We start from the raw sequence: 21,911 nt of genomic DNA on the forward strand, positions 1-21,911 counted from the left end.
ATTGTGACAACGCACTTATCAGGATCATTTGCCAAACCTGCGCCTCTGTATGCCAAAGTGAAACAATCCATCATTGAAAAAATCTACACTGGTGAATGGAAATCAAATGATCGTGTTCCCTCTGAAGCTGAATTAGTTAAACAGTTTAACTGTAGCCGTATGACTGCTAACCGTGCGCTGCGTGAGTTGACCGCTGAAGGACTATTAGTACGGCTGCAAGGTGTGGGATCGTTTGTCGCTGAACCGAAGGGGCAATCCGCGCTGTTCGAAATTCACAGCATTGCTGATGAGATTTCAGCTCGTTCTCATCAGCATCGCTGTAAAATATTAAAATTATCTGAACTGGATGCGGATGTGAAACAGGCCGCTGAATTGGACATTATTGTTGGTACGCCGATTTATCATTCGGTTATTGCCCATTATGAAAACGATGTGCCTGTTCAGATAGAAGATCGTTATGTCAATGCTCAAGCGGTGCCTGATTATTTGCAACAGGATTTTACGAAACTTACGCCACACGATTATTTGTCAATGATTGCACCTCTAACGGAAGGTGAACACATTGTGGAAGCTATTGCTGGCGATCCTCGATCTTGCAAGTTGTTGCAAATTGAGTCAGGGGCTCCCTGTTTATTAATTAGTCGCCGAACTTGGTCGACGCATTACACTGTTTCCAGTGCCAGACTATTATTTCCCGGTAATCGGTATAAATTGAAAGGACGTTTCAGCTCATAGCTATATCTTTATGACTCACAACTGATTTTTTTCCGTATGAGCTGATAGGGTTGCCATAGATCATTACCTTCATAATGGATTAATGCGATTTCACGTATTTTATCCGTCCCATTTATGGCAACCGTATTGGTAAGAGCATTAAATAAGGGGATGTCAGAGCCAGAATCACCATAGGCAACACATTTTTCCAAATTTAGCCCATGTTCCTGTATATATTTTTTCACTATCTGTAATTTACTTTCGGGCGTTAATATCTGTTCTGGATCAACTTTTTCACGAAAAGGTAAAGCAGGAAAATTTGATGCAACAACAATATCAACCCCAAATTTTTCTAAATGTCGGGCGAAAAAATCTGGTGACAGGGTAATGACCATAGAGGTTTCACCTTTGGTTCTGATATCGTCAAAAACCTCTTTTATTCCTCCAATCCACGGTGAGGCATGAAAAACTTTAGCAACGTCAGCGTACTGCAAGTTTGACCATAGAAGTTGTAATTCAGCGGCAAATTTTTTGGTATCCATATTTCCTTGAGAAAATTGTTTTTCCAGCAGATGAAGTTCTGTCAGGCAATTCATTGTACGGGCAATTTCCAGACTTGCTGTGGTTCCTCTGAGAAGAGTGCCATCCATATCAAAAACATGTAATACTTTCATAATAAACCTAAGGAATTTTTTCGTTATAGGGATAGGTTAAATTTGTTCGTGATGGTAAACATATAGGGATTACCTATCTTAGTAATCCCCCGCTTATTCAGCTAGCTCACGAATTAGGCGGCTTCTACTGCCAAGGTCTTAAGAACCGCTGAGGCGGCATAGTGGCCACTAATCATTGCAGCAACAATACCTCTGAAAATTCCACAAGCGTCGCCTGCAACCCATACAGGATAATGGGAGGTTTCCAGGCTTAAATCGCCATCAAGACTGGGATACCAACCGACACCTTCCAATGTAGGGCCGACGATATGCGTATTTTCGTGATCGATTTCGGGAAATTTTTTAATGATATTACGCAATCCTTGCAACATCTTATCGAATAGCTCTTCGCCATAAATAGAGACAAGTTGTGTAATTATGTGAGCATTCCCTGCTAATATATCTTGTACTTTGATTCTAAAATAAGAATCCTTTTGCTTCATGGCGGAAACAACATTGTTGAGTGTTCGGTCCGCGATATCTTCATTAAGAATACGTGTATTAAACCCAACATTAGATCGTCCTGTAGAAGGGCCATCAGAATGACCGGAAACGGTCCATAAATCTTGTGTTTTTGTTAATACTGTTTCGCCATCCCGGCAAACACAGAAAGTACGCCATTCAATAATGCCATCATCTGACCGAAACTTTAACTTCGGGTCGAGTTGCTTCATATTTTTAAAGAATGCTAAATCTTCTTGCTGTTCAATGCGGAACCCAACTTCTAGCCGATTGAAAGATTGTTTTTCAACCAGATTAGCAATCTCTAATGGACCAAATCTTCCACTAGCTAAAATGATTCGTCGGCATTCAATTTGATAAGTATTGGCATATTTGTCTCTTAAATTCATAATCAGAGCATCTTTTCTTCTGACGTATTTATAAGACAGGAATTTAGTTTGTGTGATGATATCTGCATCTGCCGTTTGCACCATATCTTCAACCAGATTAATTCTATCTTCAAGAGACATATAATTAGAGGGATAATCTTTTAATACCCATTCCCCGGAACCTACTGTAAAGTCTTTGGGATTTGTTGGGAATGGTGGTGTGTCCAGGCCATATGTATTTAGTGTGGTGCATGTCCATTCATAAGCTTGCCGTAATTCCAGTTCATTTGGTAACTCCCAAAGTGCACTGGCAGAAGGAAAAAATGAGAATTTTCCATCGGAAAACAGCCCTGCACCACCGTGTCCTTCGGTTATCTCAACGAGATTATCTTTATCACGTTCATGAATAGCTTTGCCATTATCGATTAGTACGACTCGTAAACCTTTTCCTTTCAATTTCTGTACCGCAGCTAAACCTGCTGGGCCAGCGCCAATAACAGCGACATCATATACAGACATTTCTCTCCTCCATTCTTTAGTCAGAATCAATGTTCTTGGGAACATTTTCTATGAGTTGAGCATTGAATTATTTGTTCGGTTTTACGGAGTACATCCCGTTTTTTGCTAGAAATAGCATTCTATTCCGATGACCTTTATCAAATACGAAACTCTTGGTATCGAAAATAGAGCGTCTAAACTTGCTTTTCTTGCTTTATTTGTCAATACCAAATTATAGGTATTTTTGTTTGTCAAGGATTGAATATTCATTTCGACAAAAAAGATCTGCTAGTAGTGACAGATGTTCCATCCAAAGAGTGATTTTTGCTAAGTCAAAATAACCTTTTCTTAGTTAAATTATATTTTTGTAAAATTAATGTAAATAATTTGTGACTATAAACACAAAAATAAGAAAAACATTATTCCTTGATAATTAGAAAGAAATAATATTAACAAATTGATTTATAAGAAAATAAGAATAATAACCCTATAAATATGTTATTTTAGTTAACGGTTTGGCCTATTGAATATACATGTATATACAACTATACATTTAACAAATATCCAAAGACCAAAAGGAGCCAGATCGTGACCGCCCAGAATAGTAAATTTCGTAATGTCAGTATCCGGGCACCCAGAGGAACAGAATTAACAGCTAAAAGCTGGTTAACCGAAGCTCCTCTGCGCATGTTAATGAATAATCTTGATCCGGAAGTTGCTGAAAATTCTCATGAACTGGTGGTATATGGCGGTATTGGTCGGGCTGCCAGAAACTGGGAATGTTATGACAAGATTGTTGAAACACTGAAAAAGCTGGAAGACGACGAAACGTTGTTAATCCAATCGGGTAAGCCAGTTGGGGTATTTAAAACCCATAGCAATGCCCCACGGGTGCTTATTGCAAATTCAAATCTGGTACCACACTGGGCGACCTGGGAACATTTCAACGAGCTGGATGCTAAAGGGCTAGCTATGTATGGCCAAATGACGGCGGGTAGCTGGATCTACATTGGCAGCCAGGGGATTGTTCAAGGTACTTATGAAACGTTTGTGGAAGCTGGCCGCCAGCATTACAACGGCAATTTACAGGGCCGTTGGGTGTTAACTGCGGGTTTAGGTGGTATGGGGGGCGCACAACCGCTGGCTGCAACATTGGCTGGAGCATGTTCGCTGAATATTGAATGTCAGCAAAGTAGGATTGATTTCCGTCTGCGTACTGGTTATGTCGATGAACAAGCCAAAGATCTGGATGACGCCCTGGCCCGGATCGAAAAATACACTCAGGAAGGTAAAGCTATCTCTATTGCACTGTGCGGTAATGCGGCTGAAATCTTGCCGGAATTAGTTCGTCGTGGTGTACGCCCGGATTTGGTCACTGACCAGACAAGTTCACACGATCCTCTCAATGGCTATCTGCCAAAAAACTGGGGTTGGGAAGAATATCGCCAACGTGCTATTTCAGCGCCGGCAGAGGTCATCAAAGCAGCAAAAGCTTCAATGGTAGAACATGTTAAGGCAATGTTGATTTTCCATAAGCAGGGCATTCCTGTTTTTGATTATGGTAACAATATTCGCCAAATGGCATACGAAGTTGGTGTAGAAAATGCTTTCGATTTTCCTGGTTTTGTTCCTGCCTATATTCGCCCGTTATTTTGCCGTGGTATCGGGCCCTTCCGTTGGGTAGCACTTTCTGGCGATCCACAGGATATCTATAAAACTGACGCCAAAGTTAAAGAATTACTCCCCGATGATAAACACTTACATCATTGGCTAGATATGGCTAAGGAACGTATCCGCTTTCAGGGGTTACCTGCTCGTATCTGTTGGGTTGGTTTAGGGCAACGTGCCAAGCTGGGGTTAGCTTTTAACGAAATGGTACGCAGTGGAGAACTCTCCGCACCCATTGTTATTGGACGTGACCATCTGGATTCCGGTTCTGTTGCCAGCCCGAATCGCGAGACTGAATCCATGAGTGATGGCTCTGATGCCGTTTCGGACTGGCCGTTGCTAAATGCCTTACTGAATACGGCCAGCGGTGCCACCTGGGTTTCTCTGCATCATGGCGGTGGTGTCGGCATGGGTTTCTCACAACATGCCGGTATGGTGATTGTTTGTGATGGAACCGATGAAGCCGCAGAACGTATAGCACGGGTGCTGCATAACGATCCAGCCACAGGGGTTATGCGTCATGCTGATGCAGGTTATGAAATCGCCATTCATTGTGCCAAAGAGCAAGGATTAGACTTGCCGATGTTTAATACAAAATAAGGAACATTATGAAGCAGCTCACTATTTATCCAGGTAAATTGACCCTTGATGAACTACGTCAGGTTTATCTACAACCGGTAAAAATCACTCTGGATAGCCAAATTTTTCCTGCTATTGAACATAGCGTGGAATGTGTTAATGCGATTCTTGCTGAAAATCGCACTGCCTATGGGATTAATACTGGGTTCGGGCTATTAGCCAGTACACGGATTGAAAAAGATAATTTAGAAAAACTACAGCATTCGCTTGTCGTCTCTCATGCTGCCGGGGTCGGTGAAGCGTTGGACGATAATATGACCCGGTTGATCATGGTATTGAAAATTAACAGCCTCTCCCGTGGTTACTCAGGTATTCGTCTTGCAGTTATTCAGGTATTAATCGCTTTAGTCAATGCGGAAATTTATCCTCATATTCCCTGTAAAGGATCGGTGGGTGCTTCTGGTGATTTAGCACCGTTGGCACATATGAGCCTATTATTGCTTGGGGAAGGACAAGCGCGTTATCAGGGTGAATGGCTGCCAGCCAAAGAAGCGCTGGCAAGGGCCAATTTACAACCCATTACATTAGCGGCTAAAGAAGGCTTGGCGTTACTCAATGGAACCCAAGTATCTACTGCTTTTGCGTTACGTGGGTTATTTGAGGCAGAAGATTTGCTGGCGGCAGCGATAGTTTGTGGCTCTTTATCCGTAGAGGCGGCATTGGGTTCCCGCAAACCATTTGATGCTCGTGTACATGCGGTACGGGGGCAACAGGGGCAGATCGATATTGCCGCATTGTATCGTTATGTATTAGAAGAGAGCAGCGAACTATCAGATTCTCATATAAATTGTTCCAAGGTTCAGGACCCTTATTCATTACGTTGTCAGCCACAAGTCATGGGTGCTTGCCTGACTCAGTTGCGCCATGCTGCTGATGTTATTCTGACTGAAGCTAATGCCGTATCGGATAACCCGTTGGTGTTTGCTGAGCAGGGAGAGGTGATTTCTGGTGGTAACTTCCATGCTGAACCTGTTGCAATGGCGTCTGATAATTTGGCTCTGGTATTAGCAGAAATAGGTGCATTGTCAGAGCGACGTATTGCATTATTGATGGATTCACATATGTCACAGCTTCCGCCTTTTCTGGTTGAGAATGGTGGTGTGAATTCAGGGTTTATGATTGCACAAGTGACGGCAGCGGCGCTTGCCAGTGAAAATAAAGCGTTGGCGCACCCGGCGAGTGTTGACAGTTTACCAACTTCGGCCAATCAGGAAGATCATGTATCAATGGCTCCGGCTGCGGGGCGTCGTTTATGGGCGATGGCAGAAAATACCCGAGGTATTCTGGCAATTGAATGGTTATCTGCCTGCCAGGGAATCGATTTCCGCAATGGCCTGAACAGCAGCCCGATTCTGGAAAAAGCGCGTGGTATTCTGCGAGCGAAAGTAGATTATTACGATCAAGATCGTTTTTTTGCGCCTGATATTGCTGCTGCTATACAGCTATTAGCCGAGCAACATCTCTCCTCGTTACTTCCTTCTGGACAGATATTACAGAGTAAAAATAACCGTTAAATAAACCGATGGCCGGCGCCTGACCGGCCTGATTGTCACATTTATCTTTCTCATAAAACCCAATAATAAAAGATAAGAGGGTAAATCATGCAAGCCTCATCACAACTAGAGCGAGGACTCAACGCACGCCATATCCGGTTTATGGCGTTGGGTTCTGCGATTGGTACAGGTCTTTTTTATGGTTCTGCTGAAGCAATAAACATGGCCGGTCCGGCGGTGTTGTTAGCTTATTTAGTGGGCGGTGCTGCTGTCTTTATGGTTATGCGTGCTTTAGGAGAAATGGCGGTCCACAGACCGGATGCCGGCTCTTTCGCCAGTTACGCTCATCAATATTTAGGCCCGTTACCCGGATTTATTACCGGTTGGACTTATACTTTCGAAATGATCATCGTTTGTCTGGCGGATGTGACTGCTTTTGGTATTTATATGGGACTATGGTACCCGGAAGTGCCGCGTTGGATATGGGTACTTAGCATTATTTTCATTATTGGCGCGCTCAATCTTTGTAAAGTCAAAGTATTTGGCGAAATGGAATTCTGGTTATCGATTCTGAAAGTTGCCGCGATCAGCGCCATGATTATTGCCGGAACCGGTATTATTTTGTTTGGTTTTAGCGGTCATTTTCAGGCAACGGGAGTTCAGAATCTGTGGCAACACGGTGGGTTTATGCCGAATGGGTTGGGGGGCATTATTGAGTCTCTGGCCGTTGTGATGTTTGCTTTTGGTGGTATTGAAATCATTGGTATTACATCCAGTGAAGCTAAAAATCCAGCGAAAGTGATCCCGCAAGCAATTAATTCTATCCCGTTTCGCATTCTTCTGTTTTATGTACTCACTATTTTTGTATTAATGGCGATTTACCCTTGGAACAGCATCGGCCAAGAAGGTAGTCCATTTGTCGCAATATTTCAGGGATTAGGCATTAGTTCGGCGGCGAATATTCTGAATATTATTGTCATTACGGCGGCAATTTCGGCTATTAACAGCGATATTTTTGGTGCCGGTCGTATGATGTATGGTATGGCTGAGAAAGGATTAGCCCATAAAAAATTTATGCATTTAAGTCGTAACGGCGTGCCTTGGGTGACGATCATGGTTATGACACTGGCGTTGTTGTGTGCTGTTGTTCTCAATTATTTGCTCCCTAAACAGGTATTTATAATTGTTGCTTCGATTGCGACTTTTGCCACCGTGTGGGTCTGGTTAATGATTTTGCTATCTCAATTTGCTATGCGCAGAAAAATGTCACCGGGAGAAGCACAAAAATTACAATTCCCAGTACCGATGTGGCCTGTTGCGCCGATTCTGACCATCGTTTTTATGATATTTATTATTGCCGTTCTCAGTTACTTCCCGGCGACACGTATTGCGTTCTATGTGGGAGGCGTCTGGATCGCGTTGTTAACATCCGCTTATTATTTATGGATACGAAAAAATGTCATTATTGTGAGCGCTCAATTAGCCAAAGAAACACGGTGTTAAATATGTAGAAACTAAACCGTCTTGTTGTTGAATAAGACGGTTTGCGCCGAAAATGAATTAAAAATCTGCAATAAAACACCCGTACTGCCTTTTTAATTGTTATTCCTTAATTCATTGCTTGCTGAACATTAGCACTTAAAATTCTATATCATTAACCTGATATAAAGCTGATTTGTCTCAATGATCGTGGCAAACTAGCAGACTAATGAATTTGCAGGGCTGGAGGGGCTTTTGGACAAGATTTTTATCGATGAGGCAGTAGCTGAGTTATATACCATTCAGGATATGTTGCGCTGGTCCGTTAGCCGGTTTAATGCGGCGAATATTTATTACGGGCACGGTACGGACAATCCTTGGGATGAGGCACTGCAACTGGTTCTTCCATCACTGTTTTTGCCGCTGGATATCCCACAAGAGATGCTGACTACGCGACTGACATCAACTGAACGTCATCGTATTGTCGAACGGGTATTGCGCCGTATTAATGAGCGTATTCCAGTTGCTTATTTGACTAACAGAGCTTGGTTTTGTGGTCATGAATTTTATGTTGATGATCGGGTTTTGGTTCCGCGTTCACCGATCGGTGAATTAATTAATAATGAATTTGCAGGATTGATCCCCGACCAACCCGCTAATATCCTCGACCTCTGCACGGGTAGTGGCTGCATTGCCATTGCCTGTGCATATGCTTTCCCGGAAGCGGAAATAGATGCAGTGGATATTTCCTCAGATGTGCTGGCCGTGACTGAACAGAATATTCAGAATCACAGTCTTGACCACCGGGTCATTCCGATTCGTTCTGATCTGTTCCGCGATATGCCACCGGTTAAATACGATCTTATTGTCACGAACCCGCCTTATGTCGATGCCGAGGACATGAACGACTTGCCGGAAGAGTTTCGCCGTGAGCCTGAGTTGGGTTTGGCGGCGGGTTCGGATGGTTTGAAACTGGCACGTCGTATTCTGGCAACTGCTCCAAATTTTCTCACCGAACAAGGTGTGTTGATTTGTGAGGTTGGTAACAGTATGGTGCATTTGATTGAACAATATCCTGATGTGCCATTTACCTGGTTGGAATTTGAATATGGTGGTGATGGCGTATTTATGTTGACACGTCAACAGTTGGTTGAACATCACGAACATTTTCGTTTATTCAAAGATTGAATAATTGAATAGGCTGTAGCTGCGTAATAATGCAAAACGGGCAGAGTCAAATAAAAGAACGATTAACAGGAAGGAATTGGGATGGCTGGAAATAGTATCGGGCAATTTTTCCGGGTCACCACTTTTGGCGAATCTCACGGTTTGGCGTTGGGATGTATTGTCGATGGTGTGCCACCGGGCATTGCAATCACAGAAGCCGATTTGCAAGTTGATTTAGATAGGCGCCGTCCGGGAACTTCCCGTTATACAACGCAGCGTCGTGAGCCGGATCAGGTTCGCATTCTTTCGGGTGTATTTGAAGGGGTAACCACTGGCACCAGTATTGGTTTACTCATTGAAAATACTGACCAGCGTTCTCAGGATTACAGCGCTATTAAAGATGTGTTTCGTCCAGGCCATGCTGATTACACTTATGAACAGAAATACGGTATCCGCGACTATCGTGGTGGTGGCCGCTCTTCTGCTCGCGAAACGGCAATGCGTGTTGCGGCAGGTGCAATAGCGAAAAAATATTTGCTGGATAAATATGGTATTCGTGTCCGTGCTTGTTTGACCCAGATGGGAAATATCCATTGCCAGTTGAAAGATTGGGAACAGGTGGAACAAAACCCATTTTTCAGTCCTGATGAGACCAAACTTGAACAACTAGATGCCCTGATGCGTGAACTGAAAAAGGCGGGCGATTCTATTGGCGCGAAAGTGACAGTGGTCGCGGAAAATGTTCCGGCTGGATTGGGAGAACCGGTTTTCGACCGTCTTGATGCTGATATTGCTCATGCGCTGATGAGTATTAACGCAGTAAAAGGTGTCGAAATTGGTGATGGTTTTGGCGTTATCAATTTACGTGGCAGCGAAAACAGAGATGAAATGACGTATCGGGGATTCACCAGTAATCATGCAGGAGGAATTCTGGGTGGTATTAGCAGTAGCCAGCCAATTGTTGCTCATATTGCGTTGAAGCCAACTTCTAGCATCATGGTGCCAGGCAAAACGATTAATCGTCAGGGTGAAGAGGTGGAAATGGTCACTCGTGGCCGCCATGATCCTTGTGTTGGTATCCGCGCCGTACCGATTGCAGAGGCTATGGTGGCTATTGTGCTGATGGATCACCTATTACGCCAGAGGGCACAGTGTGCTGATATCGAATCTAGTCTTCCTCGCTGGTGAATTTGAGAATGAAGCTAGCCTTTAAAAATCCCGGATATTGCAATGGGTAGCTTAATGTTGGCAAGCGGTTTCTGTTGATGGGATAAAATATGGACTGGTTATTGTCATCAGGGGCAGAAATTTATGGTCTGCTCTTTCTGGTTGCAATGGTGGCTGGATTTATTGACTCGATTTCTGGCGGTGGTGGTCTATTGACCATCCCGGCATTGTTATCCGTTGGTGTTTCGCCGGTGCAGGCGTTGGCGACAAATAAGTTGCAGGCAGTGGGAGGCTCTTTCTCTGCCAGCTTCTATTTTGTCCGTTATGGTGCGGTTGATCTCAAATCTCAACGCTTTGCCATATTGATGACATTACTTGGTTCAATGGTTGGTGCGATTATTGTCCAGTTTATAAAGCCAGATTTTCTCTGCCAGCTATTACCGGTTCTGGTCATTATCATTGGTCTTTATTTCCTTTTGACGCCAGCCATTGGCATGGAAGATCGCCATCGTCGCTTGACACCTGTGGTATTTGCCTTGTTTGTCGGGAGTGGGCTTGGTTTATATGATGGCATATTTGGCCCCGGTGTTGGCTCATTTTATGCGTTAGCTTATGTCATGTTGTGCGGTTATAACCTGGCGAAATCTACCGCGCATGCTAAGGTACTGAACTTTGCTTCTAATATAGGTTCACTAGCGCTTTTTATCCTTGGCGGTCAAGTTTTGTGGGTATTGGGCCTTGTGATGTTGGCAGGGCAGGTGATTGGTGCGCGGTTAGGTGCAAGTTTAGTTTTGACTCATGGGCAAAAATTGATCCGCCCTATGATTGTTATTATCTCTTTTTTGATGAGCATTAAGTTACTGAATGATAATCATGGCGATACGATCCGTAGTTGGCTGGCATTTTATTTCTGATTCAGGGTTTTGTTTTTAATTAATGATAACGCATAACTATCAACAACTTATTGATATTTTTAATCGCTGTTTTGGTGATGAATACAATACACGTTTAGTCAAAGGTGATAATGAACCTATTTACCTACCGGCAGATGAAGAGGTCCCTTATAACCGGATTGTATTTGCTCATGGTTTTTATGCCAGTGCATTACATGAAATTGCGCATTGGTGTATTGCGGGTAAAGAGCGCCGTAAACTAGTGGATTTTGGTTACTGGTATTGCCCGGATGGTCGTGATGCACTGACGCAAAGTGAATTTGAAAAAGTAGAAATTAAACCCCAGGCGCTTGATTGGTTGTTTTGTACTGCGGCAGGTTTTCCGTTTAATGTCAGTTGTGACAACCTTGAAGGGGATTTTGAGCCTGATAGATTAGCTTTTCAGCGTAAAGTTCATGCTCGGATCATGGACTATTTGGCGCAGGGGATACCTGCAAGAGCGGGGTGCTTTATTCAGGGGTTGAACTCGTTCTACAATACGCCCCCATTGAAAGCGGAATATTTTCCCTATCCGGAAGATATATTCGCAGATTGAGAATACTGAATTTGAGGAAAAATAATGCTCGCTGAGTTTGAAACGCGTATTTTGGCGCAAATTGATGACATGGTGGATCATGCCAGTGATGATGAATTGTTTGCTGGTGGTTATCTCCGCGGGCATCTCACTTTAGCGGTGGCGGAATTGGAGCAGGAAGGTGCGCATACGGCTGAACAGTTACATAGTCGTGTTGAAGAAAGTATCCAAAATGCGATTAAAGCGGGAGAATTGGCGCCACCGGATCAGGTTCTTGTTCTTAATACCTGGCAGCGCTTGCTAGATAATGCTAAAGCTCAATAACTTTATTAAGGGACGGAAAACGAACTGTGCTACTAAAATTGATATGAATATCTAACATTTGGCGGTGCGGTTCTTTAATGGCTTTTCTCTTTTCACTTTACGGCCTCTCAGTAGTTTTCTGATCCAAAAACGGTTTGGATGAAGAGCTGTCAGTGTTTCATTATCCAGTGGTAATGGTTCATTAAAGATCTGCCCTGCAAGGATTTCTGCACTGAGTGGGGCAGAGCATAATCCACGGGAACCTAATGCCCCGATAACAAACAGATTGGGATAACAAGGTGCATCCGCGATGGGGTTTCCTGTACGGATTTGTTCTGGTAGATCTTGATAATCTGCCATTATTTCATTGAGGTCCGGCACATTTCCCACCATTGGCATATGATCACGAATAACGCAGCGAATACCTTGACGAGATTGTTTAGCAGAAACATCAACCTGATTTACCCATTCGGCATCAGGTAAACATTTCAGCAATCGATCACGGTTCTCCTGTTGTTCTGTTTCAGAATATTCACTATCAAGCTGATGACGCTGATAACTAGCGCCGATGCAGTGATGCTGATTGGCTGGATTAGCTGGTGTCATATAACCATCGTAGCAAAGTACATTTTGCAATTGGCTCAGATCAGTTGTCGTTGGGATGTGGCTGACTTGACCACGCACAGCAGTGACTGGCAGTTTCCCGGTTTGTTCAAATTGGGGTAGATGATGACCATTGGCAATCACCACCGTTTTATGATGCGTGTTTAATGGTTGTCCTTGATACATCAGATGCAGTTGCCAGCCATGCTGGTTGTGATTAAGCGCGGTAACTTGATGATTGAAGCGACAGAGCATGCCTTGCTGTTGTGCCAATTCCGTTGCTGCTTTAGTGAGTTCAGCCGGGCATAGCCATCCGCCCTGTGAATAGTGAATGCCGTGGTGATGAATATCCAGCCCACATTTTTCACTCAACTGGTGACAATTCATGCTGATGGCGAGTTCATTCGGCCATTCTGTTGCCAGTATTTTCTCAATTTTATTGCTACTTTTTTCATCATAAGCAAGCTGGCTGACACCACACCATTGATGGTCGAAATCAATCCCCTGCGTTGATAACTGCTCATACTGGCGGCGGGCAAAGGTAAATGCAGAGATAAAGAATTTTTCGAGTTCATTGTTATTACCGTTAAGTAATGGATAGAGTGCTCCTTGGCGATTACCGGATGCACCTTGTGCCGGGGCTGCATCTTGACAATAAAGAGTCACCTGTGCTCCACGACGCAGTAGCGCAAGTGCGGTGAGAATACCGGCAATCCCTCCGCCAATAATGGCGATATCATCGGTGTGACTTGCTGACGGTCGGGCAAACCAAGGTGCAGGTAATGGCTGATATTTCTGAGTTGCCAGAACCCCAGTCAGCATTTCTCTTTTGCGGCCAAATCCTTTGACTTTACTGACATTAAAACCGGCTTGTTGTAAACCACGACGGACGATACCCGCAGAAGTAAAGGTTGCAAAAGTGCCTTCTGGATGGGCAAATTGTGCCATTGCGGCAAACAACTGTTTACTCCACATTTGCGGATTTTTGGCAGGAGCAAAGCCATCTAAAAACCAGGCATCTATTTTGCCGTGAAGACTGGAATCCATTGTTGGCAACAGATCATTGACGTCACCGAACCATAAATCCAGTGTGATAGCGCCATTTGCCATAATCAATCGATGGCAGCCTGCCAGTGGTTGTGGCCATTGCTGGCAAAGTTGCCGTGAAAAAGTTTCAAACTCAGGCCAGCGTTGATGAGCGGTTTTTAAGTCATTGGTTGTCAGTGGATACTTCTCAAAACTGATGAAATGTAGACGTTTCAATGGTGCATCAGGATTTTTTTGTCGAAATGCATCAAATGATTGCCAGAGAGTCAGAAAATTTAATCCCGTTCCGAAGCCGGTTTCTGCGATTACACAGTTAGAACGGGAATGAGTGCTGAATCGTTGGGGGAAGCGGTTACCGTTGAGAAATACATAACGGGTTTCTTCCAGCCCATCCTGATTTGAGAAGTAAACGTCATCAAACTGTGTTGAAATCGGAGTACCTTGATCATTCCAACTTAAGGTTGCGGTACAGATAGCAGAATTTTTCACGGTAATGCCTGTAATATTACTGATAATAATGCGATTTTAGCGAGGTTGGGATTGATGTACCACCTGACAGAAGAAAAGAGTGGAAAAGTGTTGAGCCTTGCTTGCAGCGTGTACAGTTATTGGAAGAAGCAGGGGTGGCGGTTTCGCATAGTAAGTGCAACATAATTACGTTGTGAGTAAACAAGTTCGTATTCCTTTAAATAATTTATTGGGTGCTTTGCCATCCCGAATTTTTTAGCGACAATTATTTGGCCGGTTTATGAAGAAATTTATCTCTCGGTTAGAGACTTTATTAAAGCCTGTTCCTTTTGGAAAGTATTGACTAATTAGTTCATTAATATTCTCATTTATTTCTCTTTCCTTGGGGGCATGAAAATTAGAAAAAAATAGATGTTTGTTGCTAATTTTTTGCTGTTAATGCTCACTTTTTTTAATTTTTCCTCTTCTATTCATAACAGCCATAGTGTTTATGATATGGTTTACTGGTAATTCTGAAATGTTGACATAAGTCACCTCCATCTATTGTATCTTTATAAATCAATATATAAATGGTCTCATGATGCAAGGATATTCTTTTATACCTTTCATCTTTCAAACTGCTGCTTTGTTGGCTACTTTCACTCACCCCAGTCACATCGTTATCTATGCTCCTGGGGATTCGTTCACTTGCCGCCGCGTTGCAACTCGAAATCTATTAGGTATATACTGTTTTAGATAATCAACCATTTTTCTGGCCTTTATTATGAATAAGCTTTCTTCATAAAATTGCACCTTAATCAGTTGGTGTCCAACTTTTGGGGTGCAGTTTAGAGAAGCGGGGTTTGCATTTATAAATGAATGTGAAATTCACATAATTTTTTAAATTCTTTTGATTGCCTATTTTTTAAATGCGAGGAAATCGTATCAATCATTGATACCACTGTTCGTTTAGCTTCTTCTTTATCACCGCCATTATGATTTACTTCTTCAATATAGGATGAGCATAACTTACAAAATTCAACTACTCTCTTTTCAAGGGTATTTGAATATTTGTCGATAAAATCATAATGGCGGTAATTATTAGCTCGTTTTAAGTAATCTGAATTTTGCATAGGTGTAGGTATGAATACCTTTCCTGAATTGAACCCGGCAATTTCCTTAGTATAACTTCTGTATATAGACTCTAATAACCGCTGATTTTTACTGGATATAATCATAATTAGTCCATAAAGCGTGATGAATGCGCCAATTAGGATATGATTTTGTTGTGAGACAATTGGTTCAATATTGTTAAATTTGTTGCTATATTGTGATAAAATATTTGTGTCCATATTAAAAGCCACTAAGATCCATATGATACCAACGCTCAGTAGAAGATAACCAAGTCCTCTCATTATTAACCCCCATTAGGATTATTGGGTAAAGTTATTTAGGTCTTACAATGAACCGACCATTTGCATATGACATAGCATAATTACCATCATTTTTTGTGTGAATAATGGCTTTATCGGTTGATAAAGTCATAAACTTTTCTGTCCTAAAACATTTGTTGCTGTAAGTTTGGGTATTTTACGTAATTCAGTCAATAATATAACATAGGGATTGATTCATTTCATGAGAATTTTATTCATCCTTATTATTCTCAGTGATTAAATTGGTTTCTAATTAGCAAGAAATTTAATAAAAATAGCAAGTATAGCAACTTCTATATAAATATAAGCCTACTAATCATTATTAGGATGCTTGATAAGTTTATGTATATTGCATTGATATTATTATCTTTGGCATAAATTTTTGATGGAAATTACGAGAGTTTTTTGATTTTATTGTTTACCAAAATAATTCCTATCTTAAATTTATTTTTATCTATTAAAATCTAAATCTTTTTTACTGTATTCTATGAAAGTTAACAGTTGTTTTGACGTGACAACATATTGGGATTTTTAGAGAGATGAATTTTTCTTCGTAATTTTATCCTGATCGGACTTGTTCAGCGTACAAGTGTACGCTAAAGTGCTACATAGCATAGATAGAAATCCCGCAGATAAACATATTTAATGAGGTATTTAATGAAGCGTGTAGTGATCACTGGCTTGGGTATTGTTTCCAGCATTGGTAATAATCAGAAAGAAGTACTGGCATCTCTGAAAGAAGGCCGCTCCGGGATAACTTTTTCTGAAAAATTCAAAGAAATAGGAATGAGAAGCCATGTCTGGGGTAATGTAAAACTGGATACCTCCGGGTTGATAGACCGAAAAATTCAGCGTTTCATGAGCGATGCCTCTGTTTATGCTTATCTGGCGATGGAAGAGGCAATTAAAGATTCTGGCCTGGCTGATGATCAGGTTTCCAATATTCGTAGCGGACTGGTAGTGGGTTCTGGTGGTGGTTCCCCGCATAACCAGGTTGCGGGTGCTGATGGGATGCGTACTCGTGGTTTACGTGGTGTGGGACCTTATATGGTAACCCGTGCAATGGCTTCCGGTGTATCAGCTTGCCTTGCGACTCCCTTTAAAATCAAAGGGGTAAACTACTCTATCAGTTCTGCATGTTCTACTTCCGCCCATTGCATTGGTCATGCGGCTGAACTTATTCAGTTAGGAAAACAGGATATTGTTTTTGCCGGTGGTGGTGAAGAACTATGCTGGGAAATGAGTTGTGAATTTGATGCAATGGGTGCACTTTCAACGAAATACAACGAAATGCCAGAAAAAGCGTCCCGTACTTACGATAAGAGCCGTGATGGTTTTGTTATTGCTGGCGGCGGCGGTATTGTTGTTGTGGAGGAATTAGAGCATGCATTGGCACGCGGCGCACACATATACGCTGAAATTGTTGGTTATGGAGCAACATCTGATGGTGCGGATATGGTTGTTCCATCTGGCGAAGGTGCGGTTCGTTGTATGAATATGGCATTACAAGGTGTGAAAGGTTCCATTGATTATGTGAACACGCATGGTACATCTACTCCTGCGGGTGATGTGAAAGAGTTGGAGGCGATCAGGGAAGTCTTTGGTGATACAACACCGGCAATTTCTGCAACAAAAGCGATGACCGGCCATTCACTGGGTGCTGCTGGTGTACACGAAGCGATTTATAGCCTATTGATGTTAGAGCATGGTTTTATTGCACCAAGTATCAACATTGAAGATCTTGATGATAAAGCAGCGGGCATGAATATCATCACTAAACCTACTGAGCAAAAGTTGAATACGGTGATGTCCAATAGTTTTGGTTTCGGTGGTACTAATGCTTCTTTGGTGATGAGCAAGTATTCGGCTTAATTTCCCTCATCACAGACTATTTCGATCGTGTCCAAACAACAATGGTCGTTATTTGATGCATCTTAGGTGACCGCGTACAGCGAGTCACCTTTGTATGTATATTCCCATTTCTGCGTGCTGTTCGTATCTTGTCTGTTTCAACAGAAAAGGCCATTGTTAATAATGTTGAATACTCAGTACTATTTAATAATTATTTAACAGTTGTTGGGAGTTTTGAATCACCGATTTGGTAAAGATAGTATTTTACCAAAGTGATTTTTGCTATGAATGTTGCAATAAACTTGGCGTATTGTGTTATCTGTTTATAAGCGTGAATTCAAACCTATTTTGCTAAATTTTGATTTTGTGTGAAATATAATGTGAATACGGAAATATATTCCTGTTTCGGTATATACCCTTCATCTTTCAAGCTGCCGCTTTGTTGGCGACTTTCACTCACCCCAGTCACATAGTTATCTATGCTCCTGGGGATTCGTTCACTTGCCGCCGCGCTGCAACTTGAAATCTATTAGGTATAAAAGCCCATAATATTTTTATGATAATTATGATTTTTTAATACTATAGGCTTTTTCTTATTATGCTTTGTTTTCAGTAGCCATTTGCTGAATACGGCGCTTACGGATAATTCGTAATATTGGTGGAATAATCAGAACCAGAGCTGCTAGTATCAATAAACTCTGAGTAATTGCGCTGCTCCACAGAATGCCAAATTCTCCATTACTAATAGAAAGTGCGCGACGTAAATTTTGTTCCAGCATTTCTCCTAATACGAAACCGAGGATTAATGGCGACATCGGGAAATTCATCTTCCTCAGAATGTAGCCAAAAACGCCTAACCCTATCATCAACAGAAGATCAAATGTCGTACTGTGTATGGCATATACACCAACCGCTGAAACAGTAGCAATAGCTGGCACAAGGAACCAGAGTGGGATAGTGAGCATCCGTGTAAATAGACCTATCATTGGGATATTCATAATCAGCAGGATAATATTGGCAATCAATAAAGCCGCAATTAACCCCCAGACGATATCCGGCTGTTCAGTAAACATTCCCGGCCCAGGCGTAATATTATAGAGCGTTAATGCTCCCATCATAACGGCAGTGGTACCTGAACCTGGCACTCCTAATGTTAGCATTGGAATAAAGGAGCCACAGGCCGAAGCATTATTAGCCGCTTCTGGTGCTGCTACGCCGCGAATATCACCTTTACCAAATGAATCGCTATTCCCACTGAGCTTCTTCTCAGTCATGTAGGTAATTGCGCTGGCAATAGTTGCCCCTGCACCAGGCAAAATACCGACAAAGAAACCGATAAAAGATGACCTGATCGTTGGCATGGCGCATTCAGCCGCTTCCTTGCGATTGAACAGCAGACGGCCTGTTTTGCGGATAATGGTTTTGCCAGCGGAGGTACTCTCTAACATCAGCAAAATTTCGCTGACAGAAAACAGACCTATTACCACAACAATAAATTGAATACCATCTGACAGATGAACATTGTCGAAAGTAAAACGATAAACCCCGGTGTTGGCGTCTACTCCGACAGTTGCCAGACCCAATCCTATTAATGCTGCTAATAGTGATTTCAGCGGATTCTGGCTCATCATGCTACCCAGACAAGCAATAGCAAAAACCATAAGTGCAAAATATTCAGCAGGGCCGAAAGCCAGTGACCACTGCGCCAGTAATGGTGCAAACAAAATAATGCCAAAAATTGCCAGCAAAGAACCACAGAAAGAACTCACCGCAGAAATAGACAGAGCCACACCTGCACGGCCCTGTTTGGCCATCGGATAACCGTCTAATGCGGTCATAATGGCAGCGGCATCACCGGGAACATTCAGCAGAATCGATGATATACGTCCACCATACTCACAACCGATATAAACGGTTGCCAATAAGATCAAGGCAGATTCAGCAGGCAGTTTTAAAGCGAAAGCCAGTGGTAGCAGAATCGCGACACCATTAATCGGCCCAAGCCCCGGTAGCAGCCCAACAATCGTACCGACAAAACAGCCAATTAAAGCAATAATCAGGTTTTGCGGCACCATTGCAACTTCAAAACCTTGACTGAGATACATCCAGGTTTCCATAGATTCTCCGTCAGTTGAGCCAGCTACCGAGAGGCAGGGTTACGTCAAGTAAGCGGTCAAAGGCGAAATATAACGCGACGCCAAGGAACACCCCGGAAATGATTGCGGCAGGCAGTGTTGCGTTAAACAACAGCGCGACACTGAATGTCAGCAACGCTGTAGCCAGCGGAAAACCAAGCCACTCGAATGACCAACCATAAATAACCAAAGAGAGAATCAGCAGCATTAGGCGACGGATAACGGGGGCACTAGGCCAATTGCTCTGTTCTGGTTTTTTGAAAAGTAGTAGTAAAGCACAGAGTGCCATCAGAGACAGAATGATCATTGGGAAAGGTCTGGGCCCCAGAGGTTCATAAGTGTATTCGCTCTGAATTCCCCAACCAATAACTATCCCAATGGCACAGAGTACTAACCAGATAGTAGCAAAGATACGATCGCTCATGATGATGACTCTGTTATTTGGCTAAGCCAAAAGCTCTGGCTTGTTCACGATAATGTTCAACCTGTTTTTTCACATAGCTGTCCAATTCTTTGCCGGTCATGTTGAATTCGAACAACCCACGGATATTGCGTTGTTTTTTAAAAGCATCTGTTTGTTGTAGTTTATTAAAAGTATCAACCCACCATTGATACTCTTCGTCAGAAACTTTTGGTCCCATGTAAAATCCGCGGATAATCGGCCATACGAGATCATAACCTTGCTCTTTGGCAGTAGGAATATTGGCTAAATCACCATCTAGTCGTTTATCTGCATAAACAGCCAGAACCCGGATTTTGTCTCCGTTCAGGTAAGGTACCATCTCGCTCAGATCACCGGAAACCGCCTGAATATGATTACCCAGCAGGGCAGTGACAGGTTCACCCCCTCCCTCAAAAGCGACATAACGCATCTTGTGAGGATCAATTCCAACTTCTTTTGCCAGCAGTGCTGTTTTCATCCAGTCCTGGCTACCGATAGAAGCGCCGGCACCAAATACAATCCTGTTGGGATTATCCTTAAAAGCATTCATCAAATCGTTCAGGGTGCGGTAAGGTGAATCGGCACGGACAGCAATCATTCCATAATCAGTACCAACACTTGCCAGCCAGCGAACATCGTTAACGTTATAGCGACCAAATTTTCCCTGAGACAAATTGAGTAGAGAGCCGCCAGAAAAGGCGACAATGGTTCCCGCTTCAGCAGGTCGTTGTGCGACGATGGCATTGTAAGCGACAGCACCAACACCACCGGGCATGAAGGTGACACGCATAGGCTTGCTGATCTCTTGCGTATCCAGTAGTGAAACTTGGACCAGCTTGCAGGTCAGGTCAAACCCGCCACCCGGTTTTGCGGGGGCGATACATTCGGTCCGGCTAGGTGCACTGGCAGCAAATACACTGCTTGTGCCAAATAGTAAAGCGGTTGCCGCTAACATCTTGATCGTTATAATTTTCATTTGGTTGCTCTCATCAATACCCGAGTAAGATATAATCACTACAAACGGATCTGGTTGACTCAATTAGTAATAACAAAACCTTTCATTTACCTTTCATTAACAAGAAAAGTTGTTGATATGTGATTTCAATCTCTTAAATTTGCGTAGCGTTTCGCATTAATGAGTTAACAACTGGCTACAGGCTTTCTTTTTTGTTTTGGTTTGTTGTAAGTTTCTCGTAGTTTTGATGTTGCTCTGTTTTACTCGCGGTAACTTTACATTCGACTAAGGAGGTATCATGCAAATGGTAATTATTTATTTATGCAATGTGTTAAATTAAAAAGTATGGATTCGTTTGCTCACTTTAAAGTGCCTGTGAATGTAGGGAATTCAAGTATAACTGGTTCTACTAAGGGCATTCATCTTTACGGTAATGGCGCAGATATCTTGGTGATAGGTGTACCAAAAGAGATGAAGAAGAAAATTAACCCGATAGATAGTTCAATGGCATCAAAGACCAAAATCTCAATTAATATTAAGAATGACACCGATAAAGTTTTAAAAATGACGGGTTTATCCGCATTTCTTAATGATAAAGAGCCGATGGTGATATCGAATTTTAGTTTAAAAGTAGGCAATGAAATAAAACTCACTTTGTCTAATGTCTCTGTGGCATCTGTATTGGATGAACGTTTTGATTTTACTCCTGTGCTCATGGCAAAATCTGAGTAAATGGAAGCGGTAATAGAGATATTATTTCATTCGGTATGACAGAATACCCTATTATTCATAGCGAGGTATTTTGGCATGAAAATGGAATTGAGTTGAATTGGGTCAGGGTCTGACTATTTTTCAGAAAA

The 21,911-nt window shown here is 42.5% G+C and carries 18 protein-coding genes and 1 pseudogene; 11 read left to right on the plus strand and 8 right to left on the minus strand.

Annotated features, from left to right (window positions below; all coding sequences use genetic code 11):
• The first annotated feature begins 3 nt into the window (after positions 1 to 3).
• Positions 4 to 735, plus strand: coding sequence for a histidine utilization repressor (gene hutC, locus D3222_RS11800; RefSeq protein WP_198672792.1), 732 nt, complete (start codon positions 4 to 6; stop codon positions 733 to 735).
• A gap of 8 nt (positions 736 to 743) precedes the next feature.
• Here the strand turns inward: hutC and D3222_RS11805 are convergent, their stop codons facing one another.
• Positions 744 to 1,388 carry an HAD family hydrolase gene (locus D3222_RS11805; RefSeq protein WP_118986335.1) on the minus strand — a complete coding sequence of 215 codons (645 nt, stop codon included), beginning with the start codon at positions 1,386 to 1,388 and terminating at the stop codon, positions 744 to 746.
• Positions 1,389 to 1,501: 113 nt separating this feature from the next.
• Positions 1,502 to 2,776: an FAD-dependent oxidoreductase gene (locus D3222_RS11810; protein WP_157975320.1), complete on the minus strand. Its 1,275-nt coding sequence runs from the start codon at positions 2,774 to 2,776 to the stop codon at positions 1,502 to 1,504.
• A gap of 567 nt (positions 2,777 to 3,343) precedes the next feature.
• On the opposite strand from D3222_RS11810, the gene hutU reads away from it, so the two are divergent.
• The 8 genes from hutU (at position 3,344) to D3222_RS11850 (ending at position 12,159) form a co-directional block, all read left to right on the plus strand.
• Complete coding sequence (hutU, locus tag D3222_RS11815) at positions 3,344 to 5,023, plus strand: urocanate hydratase (RefSeq protein ID WP_118986337.1); 1,680 nt, start codon at positions 3,344 to 3,346, stop codon at positions 5,021 to 5,023.
• A gap of 8 nt (positions 5,024 to 5,031) precedes the next feature.
• Positions 5,032 to 6,576: a histidine ammonia-lyase gene (gene hutH, locus D3222_RS11820; RefSeq protein ID WP_118986338.1), complete on the plus strand. Its 1,545-nt coding sequence runs from the start codon at positions 5,032 to 5,034 to the stop codon at positions 6,574 to 6,576.
• Between the two features lie 87 nt (positions 6,577 to 6,663).
• Entirely contained in the window at positions 6,664 to 8,058 is a 1,395-nt protein-coding gene (locus D3222_RS11825; protein WP_369973515.1) for an amino acid permease, read from the plus strand.
• A 231-nt stretch (positions 8,059 to 8,289) separates the two neighbouring features.
• On the plus strand, positions 8,290 to 9,222 hold the full coding sequence (gene prmB / locus D3222_RS11830; protein WP_118986340.1) for a 50S ribosomal protein L3 N(5)-glutamine methyltransferase: 933 nt from the start codon (positions 8,290 to 8,292) through the stop codon (positions 9,220 to 9,222).
• 81 nt (positions 9,223 to 9,303) lie between these two features.
• Positions 9,304 to 10,389: a chorismate synthase gene (gene aroC, locus D3222_RS11835; RefSeq protein WP_118986341.1), complete on the plus strand. Its 1,086-nt coding sequence runs from the start codon at positions 9,304 to 9,306 to the stop codon at positions 10,387 to 10,389.
• A gap of 89 nt (positions 10,390 to 10,478) precedes the next feature.
• Positions 10,479 to 11,282 carry a sulfite exporter TauE/SafE family protein gene (locus D3222_RS11840; protein WP_118986342.1) on the plus strand — a complete coding sequence of 268 codons (804 nt, stop codon included), beginning with the start codon at positions 10,479 to 10,481 and terminating at the stop codon, positions 11,280 to 11,282.
• Positions 11,283 to 11,304: 22 nt separating this feature from the next.
• Positions 11,305 to 11,856, plus strand: a complete 552-nt coding sequence (locus D3222_RS11845; RefSeq protein ID WP_118986343.1) for an elongation factor P hydroxylase — start codon at positions 11,305 to 11,307, stop codon at positions 11,854 to 11,856.
• Positions 11,857 to 11,880: 24 nt separating this feature from the next.
• The gene (locus D3222_RS11850; RefSeq protein ID WP_118986344.1) at positions 11,881 to 12,159 is read left to right on the plus strand and encodes a YfcL family protein; all 279 of its coding nucleotides are present in this window, start codon (positions 11,881 to 11,883) and stop codon (positions 12,157 to 12,159) included.
• Positions 12,160 to 12,210: 51 nt separating this feature from the next.
• Here the strand turns inward: D3222_RS11850 and mnmC are convergent, their stop codons facing one another.
• The 3 genes and pseudogenes from mnmC to D3222_RS11860 all read right to left on the minus strand — a co-directional run bounded on the left by mnmC (position 12,211) and on the right by D3222_RS11860 (position 15,650).
• Entirely contained in the window at positions 12,211 to 14,277 is a 2,067-nt protein-coding gene (gene mnmC / locus D3222_RS11855) for a bifunctional tRNA (5-methylaminomethyl-2-thiouridine)(34)-methyltransferase MnmD/FAD-dependent 5-carboxymethylaminomethyl-2-thiouridine(34) oxidoreductase MnmC (RefSeq protein WP_118986345.1), read from the minus strand.
• A gap of 165 nt (positions 14,278 to 14,442) precedes the next feature.
• Positions 14,443 to 14,863: pseudogene (locus D3222_RS25950) on the minus strand (hypothetical protein); the annotation flags it as partial.
• Positions 14,864 to 15,104: 241 nt separating this feature from the next.
• On the minus strand, positions 15,105 to 15,650 hold the full coding sequence (locus tag D3222_RS11860) for a hypothetical protein (RefSeq protein WP_118986346.1): 546 nt from the start codon (positions 15,648 to 15,650) through the stop codon (positions 15,105 to 15,107).
• A 675-nt stretch (positions 15,651 to 16,325) separates the two neighbouring features.
• Here D3222_RS11860 and fabB point away from each other — a divergent pair.
• The gene (gene fabB / locus D3222_RS11865) at positions 16,326 to 17,540 is read left to right on the plus strand and encodes a beta-ketoacyl-ACP synthase I (protein ID WP_118986347.1); all 1,215 of its coding nucleotides are present in this window, start codon (positions 16,326 to 16,328) and stop codon (positions 17,538 to 17,540) included.
• A gap of 575 nt (positions 17,541 to 18,115) precedes the next feature.
• Here fabB and D3222_RS11870 read toward each other — a convergent pair.
• From D3222_RS11870 to D3222_RS11880, 3 genes are read right to left on the minus strand one after another with little or no spacing between them, the layout of a single operon-like run.
• The gene (locus D3222_RS11870; protein WP_118986348.1) at positions 18,116 to 19,636 is read right to left on the minus strand and encodes a tripartite tricarboxylate transporter permease; all 1,521 of its coding nucleotides are present in this window, start codon (positions 19,634 to 19,636) and stop codon (positions 18,116 to 18,118) included.
• 10 nt (positions 19,637 to 19,646) lie between these two features.
• Positions 19,647 to 20,078 carry a tripartite tricarboxylate transporter TctB family protein gene (locus D3222_RS11875; protein WP_118986349.1) on the minus strand — a complete coding sequence of 144 codons (432 nt, stop codon included), beginning with the start codon at positions 20,076 to 20,078 and terminating at the stop codon, positions 19,647 to 19,649.
• A 13-nt stretch (positions 20,079 to 20,091) separates the two neighbouring features.
• Positions 20,092 to 21,072: a Bug family tripartite tricarboxylate transporter substrate binding protein gene (locus D3222_RS11880; protein ID WP_118986350.1), complete on the minus strand. Its 981-nt coding sequence runs from the start codon at positions 21,070 to 21,072 to the stop codon at positions 20,092 to 20,094.
• A 300-nt stretch (positions 21,073 to 21,372) separates the two neighbouring features.
• Between D3222_RS11880 and D3222_RS11885 the strand changes: the two genes are divergently transcribed.
• Positions 21,373 to 21,783, plus strand: a complete 411-nt coding sequence (locus D3222_RS11885) for a DUF7424 family protein (RefSeq protein ID WP_232832491.1) — start codon at positions 21,373 to 21,375, stop codon at positions 21,781 to 21,783.
• Positions 21,784 to 21,911 lie beyond the last annotated feature (128 nt).

The sequence above is a fragment of the Photorhabdus sp. CRCIA-P01 genome (assembly GCF_003545805.1).
In the GTDB taxonomy this organism is placed as follows: Bacteria; Pseudomonadota; Gammaproteobacteria; order Enterobacterales; family Enterobacteriaceae; genus Photorhabdus; species Photorhabdus antumapuensis.

What these genes read in the sequence shown, in the direction of transcription:
- D3222_RS11880 (WP_118986350.1), bottom strand. Translation starts at nt 21,072, where the DNA reads ATGAAAATTATAACGATCAAGATGTTAGCGGCAACCGCTTTACTATTT.
- aroC (WP_118986341.1), top strand. Translation starts at nt 9,304, where the DNA reads ATGGCTGGAAATAGTATCGGGCAATTTTTCCGGGTCACCACTTTTGGC.
- D3222_RS11840 (WP_118986342.1), top strand. Translation starts at nt 10,479, where the DNA reads ATGGACTGGTTATTGTCATCAGGGGCAGAAATTTATGGTCTGCTCTTT.
- D3222_RS11870 (WP_118986348.1), bottom strand. Translation starts at nt 19,636, where the DNA reads ATGGAAACCTGGATGTATCTCAGTCAAGGTTTTGAAGTTGCAATGGTG.
- D3222_RS11885 (WP_232832491.1), top strand. Translation starts at nt 21,373, where the DNA reads ATGCAATGTGTTAAATTAAAAAGTATGGATTCGTTTGCTCACTTTAAA.
- D3222_RS11850 (WP_118986344.1), top strand. Translation starts at nt 11,881, where the DNA reads ATGCTCGCTGAGTTTGAAACGCGTATTTTGGCGCAAATTGATGACATG.
- D3222_RS11875 (WP_118986349.1), bottom strand. Translation starts at nt 20,078, where the DNA reads ATGAGCGATCGTATCTTTGCTACTATCTGGTTAGTACTCTGTGCCATT.
- D3222_RS11825 (WP_369973515.1), top strand. Translation starts at nt 6,664, where the DNA reads ATGCAAGCCTCATCACAACTAGAGCGAGGACTCAACGCACGCCATATC.
- D3222_RS11845 (WP_118986343.1), top strand. Translation starts at nt 11,305, where the DNA reads ATGATAACGCATAACTATCAACAACTTATTGATATTTTTAATCGCTGT.
- D3222_RS11810 (WP_157975320.1), bottom strand. Translation starts at nt 2,776, where the DNA reads ATGTCTGTATATGATGTCGCTGTTATTGGCGCTGGCCCAGCAGGTTTA.
- hutH (WP_118986338.1), top strand. Translation starts at nt 5,032, where the DNA reads ATGAAGCAGCTCACTATTTATCCAGGTAAATTGACCCTTGATGAACTA.
- fabB (WP_118986347.1), top strand. Translation starts at nt 16,326, where the DNA reads ATGAAGCGTGTAGTGATCACTGGCTTGGGTATTGTTTCCAGCATTGGT.
- D3222_RS11805 (WP_118986335.1), bottom strand. Translation starts at nt 1,388, where the DNA reads ATGAAAGTATTACATGTTTTTGATATGGATGGCACTCTTCTCAGAGGA.
- D3222_RS11860 (WP_118986346.1), bottom strand. Translation starts at nt 15,650, where the DNA reads ATGAGAGGACTTGGTTATCTTCTACTGAGCGTTGGTATCATATGGATC.